Source organism: Streptomyces albus subsp. chlorinus (assembly GCF_013302895.1).
Lineage (GTDB): Bacteria > Actinomycetota > Actinomycetes > Streptomycetales > Streptomycetaceae > Streptomyces > Streptomyces chlorinus.
Map to the genome: position 1 here is coordinate 825,578 of NZ_VJOK01000001.1, position 18,424 is coordinate 844,001.

The window sequence follows — 18,424 nt, forward strand, 5'->3', positions numbered from 1 at the left end:
CTGGGACCCGGACAGCGAGCAGGCCCGCATCTGCCGTTCCGCCTACGGCAGGTGATCCGTACCGCCGCCCGGCCCGTCCGCGGTGCCGTCCGGTGAGGCGGCGCCGTCCGCGATGCGCTTCTCCAGGCGCTCGATCGCCGCGCGGACGCCCTCCCCGTACGCGTCCGCCGTGAGCGCGTCCAGCGTGGCCCGCGCCTTGTCCAGCGCCCGCCGCGCCGCCTCCTCGTCGCCGAGCTTCACATGGCCGGCGGCGATGTTGAGGTGCAGCGAGGGGTAGAGGGAGCGGACGGCCAGCTGGTGTTCGCCCCAGCTGACGTGGTCGCCGCGGAGGGCGTCGGCGGCGGCGAGCGCACGCAGGTCCCAGGCCAGCTCGTCGGCCGGATGGTCCTGGGTGTCGGCCATGTAGTGCGCGATCGTGCAGCGGTGGAAGAGGTCCGTCCGCGGATCGGTCTCCTCCCACAGGGCGGCGAAGCGGTTTCTGGCCTCCTCCCGGTCGCCGCCGCGGTGCAGCATGATGGCCTGGCCGATCCTGACCATCGTCGCGTCCTCGGCGCCCTGGGGCGCGTCCTGCTGGGGTTCCGCCACGAGCGGGCTCCTCCCGTGCTGTGTGCCGTACGTCGTCCGCCGCGCCGTGCCGACCGTGCGGCTGGTCGTACCTACGACGCTAGCGGCCACCTCTGACAATGCGGCTCACCCCGGGAGGAGCCCGGCGCGGCTCAGCCCAGGTCGGGGATGCGCCAGTCGATGGGGGTGTGGCCCTGGGCGGCGACGGCCTCGTTGATCTGGGTGAAGGGGCGGGAGCCGAAGAAGCGCTTGGCCGACAGCGGCGAGGGGTGGGCGCCCTGCACCACCGCGTGCCGCTCGGTGTCGATGAGCGGCAGCTTCTTCTTCGCGTAGTTGCCCCACAGCACGAACACCGCCGGGTCCGGGCGGTCGGCTACCGCACGGATCACCGCGTCGGTGAACTTCTCCCAGCCCTTGCCCTTGTGCGAGTTGGGCTCTCCCTCGCGCACGGTCAGCACCGCGTTGAGCAGCAGCACGCCCTGCTCGGCCCACGGCATCAGGTAGCCGTTGTCGGGGACGGGGTGGCCCAGCTCGTCCCGCATCTCCTTGTAGATGTTGCGGAGGGAGGGCGGCGTCCTGACCCCGGGGCGGACGGAGAAGCACAGCCCGTGCCCCTGGCCGGGACCGTGGTAGGGGTCCTGGCCGAGGATGAGCACCTTCACCTGCTCGTAGGGCGTGGCGTCGAGGGCGGCGAAGACCTCCTCGCGGGGCGGGTAGACGGGGCCGCGTTCCCGCTCCTCCTCGACGAACTCCGCCAGTTCCTTGAAGTAGGGCTTCTCGGTCTCCTCGCCGAGGACGCCCTGCCAGGACTGGGGCAGCATCTCTTTCACGCGCTGTACCTCCGCTGCGGTGGTGCTCGTTGGGGCCGTGCCCGATTACCGCACCGAAGGTACCTGCCGGCACTGACAGCCCCGAACGGGTTTGCGGACGGCTACCAGCTCGACTTCTTGTACAGCTCCCACATGCGCATGATGACCGAGGAGTCGATCGCCCACTCCACGCCCGCCACGTCCTTCTCCGAGGCGATGTAGACCTTGCCCTGCCACAGCGGCAGCAGCCGCGCGTCGTCGGCCATCAGCCGCTGGGCCTCGGCATAGGCCCGTCCGGCCGCGCCCCGGTCGGTCTGCCTGCGCGACCGGGGCAGCAGCTCCTCGGTCAGCCTGCGGTTCCGGTAGGGGGTGCCCACCGCGTTCCCCTCCCCGACGAAGGGGGTGAGGTAGTTGTCCGCGTCCGGGAAGTCGGCGGACCAGCCGCGGCCGAAGACGGGGTACTCGCCCTTGAGGTAGCCCTTCTGGAACGCGTCCCAGGGGCGGGACCTGAGGGTGACGGCGAAGAGCCGCGAGTCCTCCAGCTGCTGTTCCAGTTCGGCGAACTCACGCCGGGTGGAGTCCCCGTAGCGGCCCCGCGGGTACCAGAGTGTGAGGCGCACCTTCCGGGTGATGCCCGCGTCCCGGAGCGTGCGGCGCGCCTTGTGCGCATCGGGCTTCCCGTAGCGGTCGAGGAAGGCGTTGGTGTGCCCCGTCACTCCGGTGGGGACCATGGAGTAGAGCGGCTCGGCCGTCCTGTCGTACACCTCGCGCACCAGCTTCTCGCGGTCCACCAGCTGGGCGATCGCACGGCGCACGGCGGGCTCGGCGGCCGGCTTCTCCTTCGGGTTGAAGACCAGGTAGTGGATCTCCGAGCCGGTCATCTCGCTCAGCTGGACGGACTCGTCCCCGGCGGTGACCGCGTCCTGGAAGGCGGTGATCTGGCTTGGGGTCAGTCCCCGGTAGGTGAGGTCGATGCGGCCGGCCTTCAGGTCGCCGGCCATCCGGGTGGAGCGCTCGTAGTACCGGATGGTCACCTTGTCGTTGCGCAGCCGGGCCGGGCCCCGGTAGTCGGGGTTCCTGGCCAGCACCGCCCGTTCGCCCGGCTCGTAGCTCTCCAGCGTGTAGGGGCCCGAACCGGTGGCCGTGCCGCTCCGGCTCAGGCCGGACCTCAGGTGGTCCCGGGGGTCGACCAGCGAGGTGGCCGGGGTGGAGAGGATGAACGGGAAGGTCGCGTCGGGCTTCCTCAGCCGGAAGACGACCGTGCGGGCGCCCTTGGCCTCGACCCGCGCCAGGTTGGACAGCAGCCGGGCGGGGCCGGACGGGTTCGCCGGCGAGACGGTGCGGTCGAAGGAGTGCTTGACCGCCTCGGCGTCCAGCGGCCTGCCGCTGGAGAAGGTCAGCCCCTTGCGCAGCACACAGCGGTAGACCTTGCCGGCCGCGTCGGTGAAGCCGCAGTTCCTGGCGGCGTCCGGCTCGGGCGACGTTCCCGTGTTCGGGAGGGTCATGAGGGTCTGGTAGATGTTCCGGTACAGCTCCCAGGATCCGTCCCAGGCCGCCGCCGGGTCGAGGGAGCTGGGGGCGCTGGTGGTGCCGACCACGAGGGTGTGGGCCTTGTCCGGGCTCGGGCCGGGCAGGGAACCGCGTCCGGTGACGAGTGCGAGGGGCAGGGTGAGCGCTGCGGCTTTCCGCAGCCCGTTCCGGTCGAACACGTACGCTCCTCAGTCGGCGGTGCCCTACTGGTGGTGCGGTGCTCACGACGGCGCCCACGCGCGCGACGCGCGACCCGTGTGGGGGAAAGCGCCCCGACACTACCCCAGCGACAGCCGCCTCGTGCCCCAACCGGCGTGCGGGCGGCGGTTGCTTGGCACCGCCGCCCGCACGATCCGCACAATCCGCACGTTCCCGGGCCCCGGGCCCGGTCCGCCGGTTGCCCGACGCCCGCGTTCCGGCTACTCGACGCCCGCGTTGAGGAAGAGGCCGCCGTCCAGGGTCAGCGTCTGGCCGGTGATCCACGCGGCCTCGTCGGAGGTGAGGAACTTCGCGGCCCCCGCGACGTCCTCGGGCGCACCCAGCCGGCCCATGGGGTAGCGCGCCGCCGCCTGCTCCTCGCGGCCCTCGTAGAGGGCCGCGGCGAACCTGGTCTTCACCACGGCGGGGGCCAGGGCGTTGACCCGCACCGCCGGGGCGAACTCGTGCGCGAGCTGGAGGGTCAGATTGACCATCGCGGCCTTGCTCATGCCGTAGGCGCCGATGAAGGGCGAGGCGGACAGACCCGCGATGGAGGCGACGTTGACGATGGTGCCGCCGTGTTCCCGCTGCCAGGCGGCCCAGGTGCGCTGGGCGAACCCGAGCGCCGAGACCACGTTCGTCTCGAACACCTTGCGCGCCACGTTCAGGTCGAGGTCGGCCATCGGGCCGAACACCGGGTTGGTGCCCGCGTTGTTGACCAGGTGGTCGAGGCGGCCGTAGGTCTCCATCACCCGCTCCACGGCGGCGGCCTGGTGCGCCTCGTCGTGTGCCTTGCCCGCGACCGCCATGGCCCGGTCGGAGCCGAGCCGTTCGACGGCCTCCTTGAGCGCTTCCTCGTTGCGTCCGGTGATGCAGACCCGGTCGCCACGCGCCACCAGCGCCTCGGCGATGCCGTAACCGATGCCCCGGCTGCCGCCGGTGACGAGGGCGACCTTCCCGGTGCCCGGACGGCCGGACTCCGCCGTGGACGCGCCCGCTGACTGCTCTGCCATGCTTCTCGCTCCTCGCCTCGTCCGCTCCCCGCCGGCCGTCAGTCGAGCGGCCCGCCGGCCACGTACAGCACCTGGCCGGAGACGAACCCGGCCTTCTCGTCGGCGAAGAAGGCGACCGCGTTGGCGATGTCCTCCGGCTCGCCGACACGCTGCACGGGGATCTGGGTGGCGGCGGCGGCCTTGAAGTCCTCGAAGCCCATGCCGACGCGCTGGGCGGTGGCGGCCGTCATATCGGTCGCGATGAAACCGGGGGCCACCGCGTTGGCGGTGACGCCGAACTTGCCCAGCTCCTTGGCCAGCGTCTTGGTGAAGCCCTGCATACCGGCCTTGGCCGCCGAGTAGTTGACCTGGCCGCGGTTGCCGAGCGCCGAGGACGAGGAGAGGTTGACGATGCGGCCGAAGCCCGCGTCCACCATGTACTTCTGGCAGGCCCGGGACATCAGGAAGGCACCGCGCAGGTGCACGTTCATGACGGTGTCCCAGTCGTCGTCGCTCATCTTGAACAGCAGGTTGTCGCGGAGCACCCCCGCGTTGTTCACCAGCACCACCGGTGCGCCGAGTTCCGCGGCCACGCGGGCGACGGCGGCCTCGACCTGGGCGGAGTCGGAGACGTCGCAGCCGACGGCCAGCGCCTTGCCGCCGTCCACGGTGATCCGCTCGACGGTCGGCGCGCAGGCGGCCTCGTCGAGGTCGAGGACGGCGACGGCATGGCCCTCGGCGGCCAGGCGGCGGGCGGTGGCCGCGCCGATCCCTCGTGCTGCGCCCGTCACGATCGCGACTCGCTGCTCGGTGCTGGACATGCTGTCTCTCCTCGGCCTGAGTGGGGCCCGGTGGCGGGCCCCGTGGGTGGGCTCCCTGGACGCGCTCAGTGGATGAGCTGGGTGAGCAACCGCTTAGTACCTACGGCAGTCGTGACGCTATGAGGCGGGCAACGCCCTGTCAACGGGGTGCCGGGGCGGCCGGACGGGGAAGCCGGAGCGACGCGGCGACCGCCCCGGCCGGCGCTCAGCGCACCAGCAGGTCCAGCAGCCGCCCGCTCTCCGCCTCCGGATCGGCCGTCAGCCCGGTGTGCACGGGTCCCGGCTGCACGATCGTGCTGCGCGGCGCCACCAGCCAGCGGAAGCGCCGGCCCGGATCGTCCCCGGCGGCCTGCCCGGCCCGCGGCCCCCCGCAGCACACGCCCTCCACGGCGCGCAGCGCGGCGCGCACGCCCCGCACGTCGGCGCACGGGTCGAGGGCGAAGAGCCGGTCCTCGTCGAGGTGGGTGCGGGCGACGAGGAAGGACCGCGCCCGGCAGTAGACGAGGACACCGGCGTTGATGAGTTCCCCCCGCTCGATGTGGGGGACGACACGCAGCAGCGCGTACTCGAACACGTCGAGGTCGCCGCGCGCACCCTGTGCCGTACTCGCGCGCGTCACTTGGCATCGCCGCCCTTCCCGGTGAGCCACCCCGGCGCCTGCGAGGGTCTGTCCTTGCTGGGCTCGCCGACCGTGATCCGCTCATGGATGGTACGGGCGCGGGAGGCCAGCACCCGGGTGTACGCGGCGCGTACCTCATCCGGGTCGGCGAAACCGGGTTCGCCCTCCAGCCACACGTCGGGGATCTCGGCCGCGCACTCGGCCAGCAGCTCCTCGGTGACGCGGGGCGCCAGCTCGGCCGCCGCCGCCTCGATCTTCGGGCCGAAGGGCGCCAACGCGTGGTCGGAGGCGTCGTAGGCGCGGTCGGCCGCGGCCTGCGCGGTGGGCCAGTTGTGGTGGAAGATCAGCGTGGCCCCGTGGTCGATCAGCCACAGATCCCCGTGCCAGACCAGCATGTTCGGGTTGCGCCAGGAGCGGTCGACGTTGCCCACGAGCGCGTCGAACCACACCACGCGCCCGGCCTCCTCGGCGGCGACCTGGTAGGCGAGCGGGTCGAAACCGAGCGAGCCGGGCAGGAAGTCCATGCCCAGGTTGAGCCCGCCGCTCGCCTTCAGCAGACCCTGCACCTCCTCGTCGGGCTCCGAGAGGCCGATCACCGGGTCGAGCCAGATCCGCACCAGTTCGGGCACCCGCAGCCCGAGCCGCCGGGCGAGGCCCCCGCACAGGACCTCGGCCACGAGCGTCTTGCGCCCCTGGCCGGCCCCGGTGAACTTCATGACATAGGTCCCCAGGTCGTCGGCCTCGACCAGGCCGGGGAGCGAACCGCCCTCGCGCAGCGGCGTGACGTAGCGCGTGGCTGTGACTTCGGCGAGCATTTTCCCAGGTTATACACCCGTCTGTCCTTGGGATCCACGGCGGGCCGCCGGGCCTTTCCGGTCCGGCGACCCACCCCCACCACCCCTGGGGAGGATCTGGGGAGTTCCAGCTCCGGGAGGCGCCCCCGCTCCCCCAGCCGTCGAGAAGCGCGTCGATGGCACTCCGTCCCCGGTCGCCGGCCTCCGGCACGGAGTGCGCGTAGTGGTCCAGCGTGACAGTCGGCGACGAGCGCCCCGGCCATCGCGCGAGGTGACCACGGACTCCCCCGCATCCAGCATGATCGACGCATAGGTGTGCCGCAGCACATGGAAGCCGTCCTTGGGCGCCGCTGCCCAAAGCCAGGGCTCGGCCCCCTCGGCTCGGGACGGGCTGGCTGGCTGGCTGGCTGGCTGGCTGGCTGCGAGAGCACCTCGCCGCGGAAGCGACGCACTACCTGTTCCCGACGCTCGTGCAGCGGCTCACGCGCCGTCCCGAGGTGCCGCTGCAGTGGAGGTGCCGGCAACTGCTGACTGTCAGCACCGGCGAGCAGATCTGCGGTCTCCTCGACGTCCTTCCCGACGTCTTCGACAAGATCTCGGAAACCTTGGACACGGAGTCGCGTCCGTCCGGCGGCGTGGGCGCAGATGGGGTGGTTCAGCTCGTCAGTTCGAGGAAGTCGCGGACGCCGGCGGCGTTCTTGCGGCGGTCGAGTTGGGTGGGCAGGCCGGGTTGTATACGCCCGGCCCCCGGCCCGCCGGGATGCTCCTCTTGCCCGGCGGAGCATCCGGGCGCGGCCGCCGGCGGGTGGGGCCTACTGCTGGTGGATCTGGATCAGGTTGCCGCAGGTGTCGTCCAGCACGGCCGTGGTGAACGGCCCCATCTCGACGGGCTCCTGGGTGAACTGCACACCGAGCTCGCGGAGCCGCTTGAACTCCGCGTGGGCATTTTCCACCGCGAACGACGTAGCGGGAATACCGTCCTTGACCAGCGCCTCCTTGTAAGGCCGCACGGCAGGGTGGGTGTCGGGCTCGAGCAGGAGCTCGGTGCCGTTGGGCTCCTCGGGCGAGACCACGGTCAGCCAGCGGGCTCCGCCGAGGTCGAGGTCGGTCTTCTTCACGAAGCCGAGCATCTCGGTGTAGAAGCGCAGGGCCTTGTCCAGGTCGTCGACGAAGACGCTGGCAAGCTGGATCCTCATGAGTGGTGCTCCGGTTGTTCGGGCTTGAGCCATCGGGTCACGATGCGCTCAAGCGGTTCGGTGTTCAGGTCGTGGAACTTGTAGCGGCCCTGGCGTCTGGTGCGGATCAGTCCCGCGGACTCCAGTACAGCGAGGTGCTGGCTGATCGCCTGGCGGGACGAGGCGAGGCCGTACTTGGTGGTGAGCCGGGCGCAGATCTCGAAGAGGGTCTGCCCGTCCCGCTCGGTCAGCTCGTCCAGGACCGCCCTGCGGGTGGGATCGGCCAGCGCCTTGAAGACATCGTCCGTCATCACCACACGATACGCAAGTATTGACTTGCCTATCAAGCGCGAGCCGCAGAGAGACGGCCGCGGTGTGAGCCAAACGGGACCTCGACCCCGAGGGTCGTCGCGACCTACAGCGGTCCCGCCACTGGCCCATATCCCCGCCGGCGCAACACCTGTCCCATTCTCGCACCCACGTCACACGACGCGCAGTGCCACACCGACCCCTTGGAAGCGTCATCCAGTGCCCCGGGGGGGACGCGACCGCCTGCTACGGCTTTGAGCAGCGAGGAGCCGCCACCAAGCCGGCGAACAGGCGTTCGGGGTGGAGGTTGTGATCGCTGTGTTTGCCATCGACGTGTCCTGTGGTCTGCAGCGCTCGACTGGGACCCAGACCAAAGTCGTACTCGTCCAGCCGTGCCGAAGACTCATGGCCGATACCTGCCACGAGCGTGGCCCGCTTAGCTCGAAGGAAGAGCGAACCGGAAGGACCAGCGGTGAGAGGACAACCCGAGAGAGTGAGAACGACGATGGTCAAGCGCGAGTCTTCCGTCACCGTGCAACTGCCCCAGGCGTGGCTCTGGGCCGTCATCCTGGGCGGGGCCGCGGTCGGCTTCGGTACCGCCTTCGCCGTGGGCCCGCTCTCCGACTGGCTGTTCAGCCTGGTCGGCGGTGCGCCGGGCCCGCTCAAGCTGGCAGCCGCGCTGCCGCTCGTGTGGGCCATACCAGTACTGACGCTCGCCGGTGGGGCCGCCGGGGCGCTGGTGGCGGGCAAGTGGCACGACGAGAACCCGGTGATCGAGGTGGGTGCCGACCGCGTCGTCGTCCGCGACGCCTCCGGTGGTGGCCGCCATGTCGCACGGGCCCGGATTGCCGAGGCGTTCACCGACGGCCGCGAGTTGGTGCTGCGCGATCACGATGGCCGGGAGCACATCCGTACACAGGTGGACAGCGGTCTCGTCGGCCGTCTGCGGTCCGCCTTCGAGCGGCAGGAGTATCCGTGGTGCGGCGCCGCCGATCCCCACGAGGCCGAGTACACCACCTGGGTCGACAACGCGCCTGGCCTCGACGAGCGCGCCCATGCGTTGCTGCGGAAGCGGCAGCGGCCCTCGCCGACAAGCGGACCGGTGCCGCCGGCGAAGCGCTCGAGCAACTGCGTGCGCTCGGCATCAACGTGCGGGACCGTGGCCAGGCCCAGCAGTACCGCAAGGTGTGAGCCTGCTGCCACCCTGTCCGAGCCACTGCGCGCGAGCGACGCGCTCGCCCCTGTGCGCCATGCGAGGGGTGCGGCGACCGGTCGGCCCGTACATGCCCGGCCGTGCCAGTCGTACGCTGCCGCCGACCGGGCTGAGGCGCCGCTGCGGGAGGACGTCGCTCGTTGGAAGGTGCGCCGGAAGGCGGCGGGTACGTCTGTGCCAGGGCCCGGACGGGAGGTGTTCGCGCCGCTGGGACTGCCCCTCGCCGGGGCCTGTTCGCGATGCGTCCGGCCGGCTCACAGGTATTGGCGTATCAAGGTGACCGGATGGTGGCCGCGTATCGGCAGGCGAGCTTGTCGTTGCGCGCTGCTACGCCTCGGGCGTGTTCAACGGCCCGGTCCGGCACCTGGCCTCGACCTTGTGCCATGCTTTGTAGCGTTCCGTGTCGAAGCCGGGTGGTCAGTCCGCCGGCCGAACCGCGTCGGAGGCGGTGTCCGGCCTGGTCCCTCTTTTCCGGGACGAAGGACATCAGCACCCAGTCAGCAACCTCGTTGCGCTGCGGGGGCCTCGTCGGGTGGACGAGCCGATCGTCAGGTCGTCAGCGCGCGGACGGCCGCCGCCAAAGCGGCCGCGCCGAACAGAACGGCCGGCATGGGCAGTCGGAACCAGCGGAGCAGCGGGACCGCCGTCAATGCCGTCAGGAGCGCGGGATCCACCGTCCGCCATCCTTCGTCGGCGACCTCGACTGTGACGAGCCCGGCCAGCAGGGCTGGGGCCATGAGAGCGATCACCGCTCGTGCGCGCGGGGGCAGTTCACGCTCACCGAGGAGAGCGGGGCCGGCGGCTTTGAGGGCGAAGCTGAGGGCCGCGACGGCCACGACGGCCGGCCACGGGGTCATCACCGGGGCTCCGTTCCGGCCTGTTCACCCGCGTGCCCTCGGTACGCCTCGCCGCGGTCCTCCTTCGGCAGAGGACGCGCCAGGGCCACCAGGGAGACGCAGGCAGCACCGATCAGCGCCGGCCCGGCGGGGAGAAACATGGAGAGTCCCGCGGCGACGGCCCCGCCCAGCAACGCTGACGTCCAGTACGGACGGTCGGCACCCGGTGCGTCGAGGAGGAGGAACAGGAACATGACCGGCGCCACTACGTCCAGGCCGAGGGATGTCTGCAGATGCGGGCTGGGCGCCAACACCGCGCCGGCCACGGTGCCCGTGACCCACAGGACCCATTGGACCGCGCTGGCGGTGAAGAGCACCCACCGGTCAAAGCGGCCGCCCCCCAGGTGTGCGGCGGCCCAGGAACCGTCCACCACCGCCTGGGCCTCTGCGGCCCGGCGCAACCGCCCGCCGCGGAGGGCAGTGGCGACCGACACGCCCATGGGCAGGAAGCGCGCGTTCACGAGGGCGGCGGCGACGACCGCCGAGGCCACCCCGCCTCCCGCGCCAAGTGTCGAGACCAGGGCGAACTGGGCTGAAGCGGAGAAGACGACCATCGAGCACAACAGGGCGCCTGTCATGGCCCACCCCTGGGACTGGGTGATCGCGCCGAAGCTCACAGCCAGCAGGAACGAGGCCGTTCCGAGGCTGAACCCGACGCGCAGTCCCGCGCGCAGGCGCTGTCGGGACAGCCCGTGATCGCACAGGGGCAGTTCGTTGGACATGGCCGGACCCTAACAGGCTTGAGTGCAGTAGACCATTAGGTTGGAGGTTGGTTAGGGTGGCGAAGATGAGCGGATCCCAGGACATGACGGGCACGGACTCATGACCCACCCCACGCATGACAGCGCCCCCTTGGTCGGCGGGCACCCTGTCCTCGACTTCGCGAACACCGTCGCGTGGCGCACGGACCCCGAGCGCCGCGTCGCCCGCGTGGAGGGTGCAGAAGCGTGGATCCGCTGGGCCGGCCGCGTCGGGTTGTTCACCGCCCAGGAAGCCGCGGCGCTGCTGCCCCTCGCCTCCGGGAACCCGCGGAGCGGAGGCCCCGGGCAGAGTCAGCGGACTGAGGGGACCGACGGGTACGAGTGGAGCGGCGCGCCCCGCCTCACGCACGAAGTCGCAGCCCTGGAGACGCTGAGGAGCGCCCTTTGGGAGGTGCTGGACGCGTGGGCCGACGACAGCCCTCTTCCTGCCGGCCCTTGGGATGTCCTGCGTCGGTCGATCGTGACGGCCCGCCAGGAAGCGACCCCGCAGCCGGCGTTGCCGTTGCGCTGGCAGGTGCGGCCGGCTCGGTTCGCGGACCTCACCCACGCTCTGGCGCTGCAGGCCGACGAACTCCTCGCCAGTCCGCTCGTTCAGCGGGTCAGGCGCTGCGAAGGTCCGGGATGCGGATGGTTCTTCCTGGACCGCAGCCGGAGCGGCACGCGCCGATGGTGCAGTTCAAGTGACTGCGGCAACCGGGAACGCGCCCGCCGTCATTACCACCGTTCCCGCCCGTGAGAGGACCGTCGGCCTCCCCACCGAGCCGCCTGTGGTGGCAAGCAGGTTCGAGTGAGTCGGACCGACCGCCCCGCCCCGGTCAGGCAGCGAAACCGTCGACCGGCTCCTGGCCGCAGCCCAGGGGCGGACGGAGGTACATCCTCGATCTGGACCTCATGATCGATCGCGTCGCTCCGCCGTCCTCGACCAGTACCGGAAGATCGACCACCCGATCCGAATGATCATGGCTGCCTCCATCGCCGGCGACGGCACTGTGCGGCGTGCGCGGCGGTACAACGCACTGTGGCGTGCAGGCATCGAGCGACTCGTCCGGGAGCGGCCGCACATCTCGGCTTCCTGGCTCGACGCCGATCACACGTTGGTCTTCACCCACGCCCTGGAAAATACGGCGACCATCCGAGGCACGCACCACTACCCGGGCGACAAGCCCGCTTGCTGGGGACCGCCACGCCAGTCGGCCGTCCAGCCGGATGCGAGTGCCGTGGCCCGAACTGGTGGCGGCGGGGCAGCGCCGCGGAGCGTACGGCTTCCCGCAAGGAGGGTCACGGTATGCTCCGCGCCCCTCCTTGTCCGGGCCCGCTCCTGATCTCCTCCGCAGCGCGTTGCCCGCTGCGGATCGCGCCTTCCATGAGAGCGAACCAGTCGCCTGCCGTGTGCTCGCCCGCAAAATGGATCGGCCCCACCGGCGCCCGCAGCGCCGCGATGTCGGCCGAACCCCCCAGCGATCCCGTGGAATAGGCGCCGAGCGCCCACGGATCATCGTCCCAGGTGCTCAGAACGGCGCTGTGGTGGTCGATTGCCAGCTCGGGCCGCAGATCTTGCAGCGCGGTCAGCCATCGGCCGGGCCCGTCGACCACGGCGAGACCCCGCAACGCCTCGGAGGAACCGGCGAAGGCGTGCACGGCCGGTTCGGCCGGCTGCTCGCCGCGGGTAGCGGTCCAGGTCCAGAAAGCGTGATCGACCGACAGCACCGCACTCGGGTCGGGGCGGGACTCCAGCGGTGCCGCGATCTTGGCGGCGTGGCTGTACTCGATCCGGTCCAGCAGACCGGCCTTCCACGCCGGCAAGTCCGGCTCGAAGCCGAGGCGCCGCCACACCGTGGCCGGGGTGGTCACCACACAGGCAGCCGAGGCAGCCTGTCCACCGTGCCACCTCACCAACACGCCGTGCTGGGACCAGGCGATCGACTCGACAACGTGGCCAAGGAGAATCCGCCCGTTGAGCTCGGCCGCGGCGCGCAGCGCCAGTTGCTGATTCCCCCCCTCGCATCGGTACGCTTCCCGGCCCGAGAACGACGCCGCGTCGTGGCGCAGGACTTCCACACCGAGCCGTGCGGGATCTTGGGCGAACGACACCCGCAGTCGAGCCGCGATGGCTCTCCGCACCCGGCCGGGAAGAGCGATCCGCTCCAGCGCCTCGGCAACGGTCCCCGTTGGGGCCGAGGTCCGGAGGGCCTCGACTCCTGCCAGGACATCGCCGCGGGCGACCGTGCCGACCAAGTCCCGCGGTTCGCGGTCGGAGTAGCTCATCCCGGTCGGCGACAACCGGATGCCGAGCTCGCCGGCCAGACGATGCACGGCGGTCTGGCCGTCCTCGATGAACTCCGCACCGCGTTCGAACCACACTCCGTTGTCCAGCTGCTGCGACCAGACTCGCCCACCCACCCGATCCCGGGCCTCGACGACCAGCACCGTGTGCCCGGCCGCCTCAAGAGCTCGTGCTGCCGTGAGCCCTGCCAGTCCGGCTCCTACCACCGTGACCCGCACGTCAGTCACCGCCCCCGTTCGCAGCCGGGGCGTCGTCCACCGCGGCGCTCAGCTCGGCCAGCGTGCCGAAGTGGTAATCGGGCACGGCAACCGCGCGCGGGGCGGGCGTGGCACCGAAACCGTCACGGCCCCGACGCCGCTCGATCCAGCACGTCGCATAGCCGAGCCGGCGCGCCACTCCGATGTCGTGGTACTGGCTCTGCGCCACATGCAGCACATCGGACCGGCCGATCCCGAGCACGCTCTGCCGGCCCAGGCAGTAGGCGAACACCTGCGGGTCCGGCTTGTTCACTCCGACATCCTCCGCGGTGACCGCGTCGTGGAAGGGATCCCCCAGCGTGCGGCTCATCGCCCGCGTCGCGGCATTGTCCGCATTGGTGACCGCGACCAGACGGAACCGGCGACGCAGCGCAGCCAGCGCCTCCGGAGCGTCAGGGAAGGCCGGCCATGCCGAGATGGACAGTCGCAAAGGGCTCGGGCCCCCGCAGCCGTCCAGAGCCGGCACATCGAGGCGGGCCGCCAGCCGCGTGGAGATCGGGTCCAGCATCTGCGTGAACGGCAGGTGGGGCGCGCGCTGTTGCTGCTCGTCCTCTGCGACGCCGAATGCCTCCAGAATCTCCTCGCCGCTCAGCCTTGAGCCGTCCGGTCCTGCTGTCCGGCGCACACATTCCACGATGCCGGCCTCGAAGTCGATCAGAGTCCCGACGACGTCGAAGGTCAGCACCCGGAACCCGCGCAGAGTCCTCCTCTCGGTTCCGCCCGGGCTCACGGCTCCACCACCAGTTTGCCGACGAAGTCCTTGGACTCGAAGTGTTTCTGCGCGGTCGCGAGGTCGGCCAACGGGTACCGAGCGGCTACCAACGGACGGAACACCCCCCGATCGACCAGGTCGACGACCGCGGCGAAGTCGTCGTGTGTGCCGAACGACGACCCCAACAGAGTGAGCTGGCGCAGGTAGACGGTCCGCAGGTCGGTCTCGACCAAGGGTCCGGCGATCGCACCCGCGACGACATAACGGCCCAAGGGAGCGAGGACCTGAAGCAGGTCGCCGTGGGAGGGGCCCGCCACCACGTCGGCGACGAGGTCGACCTCCTCGATCCCGGCCGCGGCCAGCGCGGAGGGGAGTTCGGCGTTTCTGTCGACGACCTCATCCGCACCGATGGCCCGGATCGCCGCGTGCTTCGCGGCGCCCGCGACCGCCACCACCCGGGCCCCGCGGGCCTTGGCGATCTGCACAAGTGACGTCCCGACCCCGCCGGAGGCGCCGGTCACCAGCACCGTCTCGCCCGTCCGTAGTCCCGCGCGCCCGAGCATGCGCATGGCCGTGGTAGCCGCGGTCGGCAGCGTCGCCAGCTCCGCGAACGACAGCGAACCGCCGACCGCGTGGACGTTCCTCTCCGGCACGACCACCAACTCGGCGAATCCGCCGTCGCGCTCGCTGCCGAGATAGTCGGTGGTGACCAACGCGCGCTCGTCACCGTCGTAGATCATCGGGTCGACCAGCACGCGCTCGCCCACCCGTGTCTCCGGCACCCCGGCACCGACCTGGTCGATCTCCCCGGCCACATCGGCGCCCTGAATGCGCGGAAAACTGAACGACGACCGGCGCCACCCGGTCTGCGCGCGCGGGTCGCCCGCCGAGCCGTAGGCACCCTCGCGGGTCCAGATGTCGGTGTTGTTCAGCGACGCCGCACGTACCCGTACCCGTACCTCCCCGGGCCCCGGGACCGGGTCCGGGACATCCGTACGGAACTCCAACGCCTCCGGTCCGCCGTAGCGCGTCAGTAGTACAGCCCTCATTGCCATCCCTTTCGGTAGACCGATCGGTTTAGTCGAGGAAATCAGCCGACCGCCCAAGCAGTCAACCCACCGGTGGGTATAGTCCGCCCGAGCGCGCGGCTGTCCCCACCACGGACGCCGACGCCGGCCGGCCGCGGACTGCTCAGTCCGCCCCGAAGCTCTTCTCTTCTCGGGGCCGGAAGGGCGTCAGTCCCGCAAGGTCGTGGGGCTCGTACGGCGCCGGGGCGGCGGCCGGCCCACCGGCGGACGGCGGGCGGCGGTCACCGGATGAGTGGGCGTCAGTGGGCTCCGTGCCAGTCGAGGACCATGATGGTGGCGTCGTCCCGCAGCCGGCCGTCGTTGGCCTCCAGGACGGCGGCGGTCAGGGCCAGTGCCGCCTCCCGGGGATGCTGATCGCCGGTGCCTTCCATGAGGGCGGCGAGGTCGAGGGACTCGGCGCCGTGTTCGAGCATGCCGTCGGTCAGCATGACCAGGCGGTCGCCGGGGCGCAGGTCCAGGCTCTGGGTCCGGTAGGCGTGCGGGGAGAGCAGGCCGAAGGGCTGGTCGACGGCGATGGTCACCTCCTCGGCCCGGCCCTCGCGCATCCGCCAGGGCCAGGGATGGCCCGCGTTGACGAACTGGGCGCGGCCGTCCGCCAGACCGATCCGCAGCAGTTGCCCGGTGGCGTGGCCGCGGCCGAGTTCCAGAAGGGCCTTGTCGGCTCGCCGGGCCTGCTCCGCCACACCGGCCCCGACGCGGCGGGCACCGCGCAGCGCGCCCACCAGCACGGTGGCCGTGAGGGCGGCGTTGAGGTCGTGGCCCATGGGGTCGGTCACGGACAGGTGCAGCGTGTGGCGGTCCTGGGCGTAGTCGAAGGTGTCGCCGCTGATGGACGCGGACGGCTCCAGCACACCGGCCACCGCGAATTCGGGCGCCTGGCACGACAGCGAGGCGGGCAGCAACTGGTACTGGATCTCCGCGGGAAGGCTGAGAGGTGTGGTACGTCTGCCCCAGGTGTACAGGTCGGTAAAACGCTGGTTGACGATCACCAGGTAGGCCAGGGTGCGGGCGGTCTCGCACACGGCGCCGACCTCGGCCGGTCCCGCGTCCGGCAGCCACGCCTCCAGCAGTCCCAGCACGTCTCCCCGGCTGCTGACCGGTGCGATCACCCGCGTTCCGCGGGCGGCGGGCTCCTGGTGAGGCCGCTGGGTGCGGACCACCTGTGCGTAGACACTGCCTGCCAGTTCGATGGTCTCGGGCTCCTGGCCGGACTCGGCACCGCCGTCGGCCCTCATCCGGACCGCCGCTTTCTTGGACAGGTCCACGATGAGGAAGGACACCGCCTCGGCGGCGAGGCGGCGCCGCAGGTTCCTGGCGACCACGTCGACGCAGTCCACCGGTGCCGCCTCCTCGGCCGCTGCCAGCAGGCCGGAAAGCTGGTCCGTGTCCTCGGCCATCACGCCCCTCGTCCCGCCCGGTCCCGTCCACAGCCGCTCGCGGCCATGACCACTGCTCCGGTAGAGCGTCTCGTGCCTTCCGGCGCGATGTCGCCATTACGCCGGACGTGGCATGCCGCGCCACGTCACCGCGCCCGCGAGGACGGCCGCGCCGCGAGGACGGCTGCCCGGCCGGAACCCGCAGCGCGCTCGGGAGCGGTCGTGGTGCCGCCGTCGCGGGCCCGCCGCCTCACGTCTCCGGCGCGGGGAGGGCTTGTCGGCCCCCGCCCTGCCGCAGCCGCCCGGCGGCCAGCACCGCGCAGGCGCCGAGGGTCGTCAGTCCGCCGGCGAGGAAGGTGGCCCGTACGCCGGCGAGCGGCAGCACCAGCCCTCCGAGGGCCGCGCCCGCCGCGATACCGGCGTTGTAGAGACCGGAGTTGGCCGCGAGTGCCAGGTCCGTGCGGCCCGGTGCGCACCGCAGCACCTCGCTCTGGGTTGTCATGAACACCGGGCCGAGAGCGGCGCCCATCAGGGACAGGAAGACCACCGCCGCCGGACGGCTGCCGCCGGCCGCGTACAGGCCGAGCATGCCCGCCGCCTGCGTGGCCACCGCGGCGGTCAGCGCGGACCGCGGAAAGCGGTCCAGCACCGCGCCGGTGACGCTCACCCCCGCCAGACACGCGATGCCGAAGACCACGAGCAGCCCGCTGACCGTGCCCGGCGGGAACCCGCTCACGTCGCCCAGGAACGTCACCAGGTAGGTGAAACCGGCGAACGCCCCGGTGGCGGACAACGTTCCGGCCGTCAGCACCGTCCGGAACCGGCGGGTGTCGGGGCCGGTACCGAAGGCGGCGCTCTCCTCCTCCGGCCGCGAGGTCGGCAGCAGGGCGGCGATCGTCACCAGGGAGACGAGCCCCAGTCCCGCCGGCGCGGCGACGGGCACCTGCCAGGCGCTCCACTGCCCCAGCCAGGTGCCGGCGGGAACACCGAGCACCAGGGCGAGCGAACCGGCGACGGACAGCGCGCCGACCACACGCCCCCGGACCGCGGGCGCGAACAGCCCCGCCGCGGCCGGCCCCGCCACGGCCCAGAACAGCGCCTGGGCGAGCGCGGTCAGCAGCCGCGCCGCGAGGAGCAGCCAGTAGGAGGTGGCCAGCGCGGCGGCCAGGCTGGAGACGACCAGCGCGGCGAGGAGCCCCGTGAGCACATGGCGACGGGGCACGGCCCGCAGGGCGTGGGCGAGCGGCAGGGACGAGAGGGCCACCGTCACGCCGTAGCCGGTGACCAGCAGACCGACCGCGGACACGGGCACCCGCAGGCTCTCGGAGATGAGTTCCAGGAGGCCGACCGGCAGGTTCTCAGCGGTGTTGAAGGTGAAGGCGGCCAGCATCAGTGCCGCCAGCACCGCCGGCCTGTGCCATGGGGCCGGTCGCCTTGTGGCCTCCCGGTCGCCTGGTGACCTCACTCCCCGGGTCTGCTCGGCGGCACCGTCACCGTCCATGGGGGAACCCCACCGGGTCCACCGGTTCCGCCGCAACCGAATTCGCCCACGGGGCGGACGCCCCTCGCGCCCTAGCCCGCAGGTGACTCGTCGGCGAGCCGGTTGTTGCGGTCGATCTGCGCCATGTGCGTCTCGGCCCAGCCCCGCAGGGCGGAGAGCGGTTCTTCGAGGGACAGGCCCAGTTCGGTGAGCCGGTAGTGCACGGCGGGCGGCACGGTGGGCTCCACCCGGCGCTCGACCAGGCCGTCGCGGACGAGACTCCGCAGGGTGGCGGACAGCATCTTCTGCGAGATGCCCGGGATCCGGCGGCGCAGTTCCGCGAAACGGACCTCGCCCGGGGCCTGGTCGGCCAGCACCTTGACGGCCATCGACGTCCATTTGGTGCCGATGCGGTCGAGCAGTCGGCGGGTCGGGCAGCCCGGGTCCAGCAGGTCACCGCGCTCACCGGGCCGCCGGCCCTCTCCGCCGGACGTCGACGTGGTCACCCGGGGCTCACCACCTGAGAGAGAAGTGCCGTCTTGGGCC

Annotated in this window: 19 protein-coding genes and 2 pseudogenes; 4 read left to right on the plus strand and 17 right to left on the minus strand. The window is 71.7% G+C overall.

What is annotated here, in order from left to right; genetic code table 11:
* Positions 1-42: 42 nt before the first annotated feature.
* From FM076_RS03875 to FM076_RS03905, 7 genes are all read right to left on the minus strand, one after another.
* Complete coding sequence (locus tag FM076_RS03875; RefSeq protein WP_345944883.1) at positions 43-585, minus strand: hypothetical protein; 543 nt, start codon at positions 583-585, stop codon at positions 43-45.
* A gap of 131 nt (positions 586-716) precedes the next feature.
* On the minus strand, positions 717-1,394 hold the full coding sequence (locus tag FM076_RS03880; RefSeq protein WP_345944884.1) for a uracil-DNA glycosylase: 678 nt from the start codon (positions 1,392-1,394) through the stop codon (positions 717-719).
* A gap of 101 nt (positions 1,395-1,495) precedes the next feature.
* On the minus strand, positions 1,496-3,082 hold the full coding sequence (locus FM076_RS03885; protein ID WP_173868537.1) for an ABC transporter substrate-binding protein: 1,587 nt from the start codon (positions 3,080-3,082) through the stop codon (positions 1,496-1,498).
* Between the two features lie 240 nt (positions 3,083-3,322).
* Positions 3,323-4,114 carry an SDR family oxidoreductase gene (locus FM076_RS03890; protein WP_173868538.1) on the minus strand — a complete coding sequence of 264 codons (792 nt, stop codon included), beginning with the start codon at positions 4,112-4,114 and terminating at the stop codon, positions 3,323-3,325.
* A 38-nt stretch (positions 4,115-4,152) separates the two neighbouring features.
* A complete protein-coding gene (fabG, locus tag FM076_RS03895) occupies positions 4,153-4,914 on the minus strand; it encodes a 3-oxoacyl-ACP reductase FabG (RefSeq protein WP_173868539.1) in 762 nt (253 codons plus the stop codon).
* A gap of 205 nt (positions 4,915-5,119) precedes the next feature.
* Complete coding sequence (locus FM076_RS03900; RefSeq protein WP_173868540.1) at positions 5,120-5,533, minus strand: DUF3037 domain-containing protein; 414 nt, start codon at positions 5,531-5,533, stop codon at positions 5,120-5,122.
* Positions 5,530-6,348 (minus strand): HipA family kinase, encoded by an 819-nt coding sequence (locus tag FM076_RS03905; RefSeq protein ID WP_173868541.1) that lies wholly within the window; start codon positions 6,346-6,348, stop codon positions 5,530-5,532. The genes FM076_RS03900 and FM076_RS03905 overlap by 4 nt, the downstream gene beginning before the upstream one ends.
* A gap of 374 nt (positions 6,349-6,722) precedes the next feature.
* On the opposite strand from FM076_RS03905, the pseudogene FM076_RS33345 reads away from it, so the two are divergent.
* A pseudogene (locus tag FM076_RS33345) lies at positions 6,723-6,950 on the plus strand (hypothetical protein); the annotation flags it as partial.
* Between the two features lie 189 nt (positions 6,951-7,139).
* Here FM076_RS33345 and FM076_RS03910 read toward each other — a convergent pair.
* A complete protein-coding gene (locus FM076_RS03910; RefSeq protein WP_173868542.1) occupies positions 7,140-7,523 on the minus strand; it encodes a VOC family protein in 384 nt (127 codons plus the stop codon).
* On the minus strand, positions 7,520-7,813 hold the full coding sequence (locus FM076_RS03915) for an ArsR/SmtB family transcription factor (protein ID WP_173868543.1): 294 nt from the start codon (positions 7,811-7,813) through the stop codon (positions 7,520-7,522). Before FM076_RS03915 ends, FM076_RS03910 begins: the two co-directional genes overlap by 4 nt.
* A 503-nt stretch (positions 7,814-8,316) precedes the next feature.
* On the opposite strand from FM076_RS03915, the pseudogene FM076_RS35240 reads away from it, so the two are divergent.
* A pseudogene (locus FM076_RS35240) lies at positions 8,317-8,733 on the plus strand (YqeB family protein); the annotation flags it as partial.
* Positions 8,734-8,789: 56 nt separating this feature from the next.
* A complete protein-coding gene (locus tag FM076_RS35245) occupies positions 8,790-9,002 on the plus strand; it encodes a CysS/YqeB C-terminal domain-containing protein (protein WP_428815133.1) in 213 nt (70 codons plus the stop codon).
* Positions 9,003-9,572: 570 nt separating this feature from the next.
* Here FM076_RS35245 and FM076_RS03925 read toward each other — a convergent pair.
* The gene (locus FM076_RS03925; protein ID WP_173868545.1) at positions 9,573-9,881 is read right to left on the minus strand and encodes an AzlD domain-containing protein; all 309 of its coding nucleotides are present in this window, start codon (positions 9,879-9,881) and stop codon (positions 9,573-9,575) included.
* Positions 9,881-10,642, minus strand: a complete 762-nt coding sequence (locus tag FM076_RS03930) for an AzlC family ABC transporter permease (RefSeq protein WP_173868546.1) — start codon at positions 10,640-10,642, stop codon at positions 9,881-9,883. Before FM076_RS03930 ends, FM076_RS03925 begins: the two co-directional genes overlap by 1 nt.
* Positions 10,643-10,742: 100 nt before the next feature.
* On the opposite strand from FM076_RS03930, the gene FM076_RS33350 reads away from it, so the two are divergent.
* The gene (locus tag FM076_RS33350; protein WP_173868547.1) at positions 10,743-11,417 is read left to right on the plus strand and encodes a CGNR zinc finger domain-containing protein; all 675 of its coding nucleotides are present in this window, start codon (positions 10,743-10,745) and stop codon (positions 11,415-11,417) included.
* Positions 11,418-11,959: 542 nt separating this feature from the next.
* Here the strand turns inward: FM076_RS33350 and FM076_RS03940 are convergent.
* From FM076_RS03940 to FM076_RS03965, 6 genes are all read right to left on the minus strand, one after another.
* Positions 11,960-13,192, minus strand: coding sequence for an FAD-dependent oxidoreductase (locus tag FM076_RS03940; RefSeq protein ID WP_173868548.1), 1,233 nt, complete (start codon positions 13,190-13,192; stop codon positions 11,960-11,962).
* The gene (locus tag FM076_RS03945; protein ID WP_202034909.1) at positions 13,185-13,907 is read right to left on the minus strand and encodes an HAD-IA family hydrolase; all 723 of its coding nucleotides are present in this window, start codon (positions 13,905-13,907) and stop codon (positions 13,185-13,187) included. The genes FM076_RS03940 and FM076_RS03945 overlap by 8 nt, the downstream gene beginning before the upstream one ends.
* A 41-nt stretch (positions 13,908-13,948) precedes the next feature.
* Positions 13,949-14,983 carry a zinc-binding dehydrogenase gene (locus FM076_RS03950; RefSeq protein WP_173868549.1) on the minus strand — a complete coding sequence of 345 codons (1,035 nt, stop codon included), beginning with the start codon at positions 14,981-14,983 and terminating at the stop codon, positions 13,949-13,951.
* A 278-nt stretch (positions 14,984-15,261) separates the two neighbouring features.
* A complete protein-coding gene (locus tag FM076_RS03955) occupies positions 15,262-16,419 on the minus strand; it encodes a PP2C family protein-serine/threonine phosphatase (protein ID WP_173868550.1) in 1,158 nt (385 codons plus the stop codon).
* 229 nt (positions 16,420-16,648) lie between these two features.
* Entirely contained in the window at positions 16,649-17,788 is a 1,140-nt protein-coding gene (locus FM076_RS03960) for an MFS transporter (protein ID WP_173874492.1), read from the minus strand.
* A 182-nt stretch (positions 17,789-17,970) separates the two neighbouring features.
* Complete coding sequence (locus FM076_RS03965; protein WP_173868551.1) at positions 17,971-18,384, minus strand: winged helix-turn-helix transcriptional regulator; 414 nt, start codon at positions 18,382-18,384, stop codon at positions 17,971-17,973.
* Between the last annotated feature and the right edge of the window lie 40 nt (positions 18,385-18,424).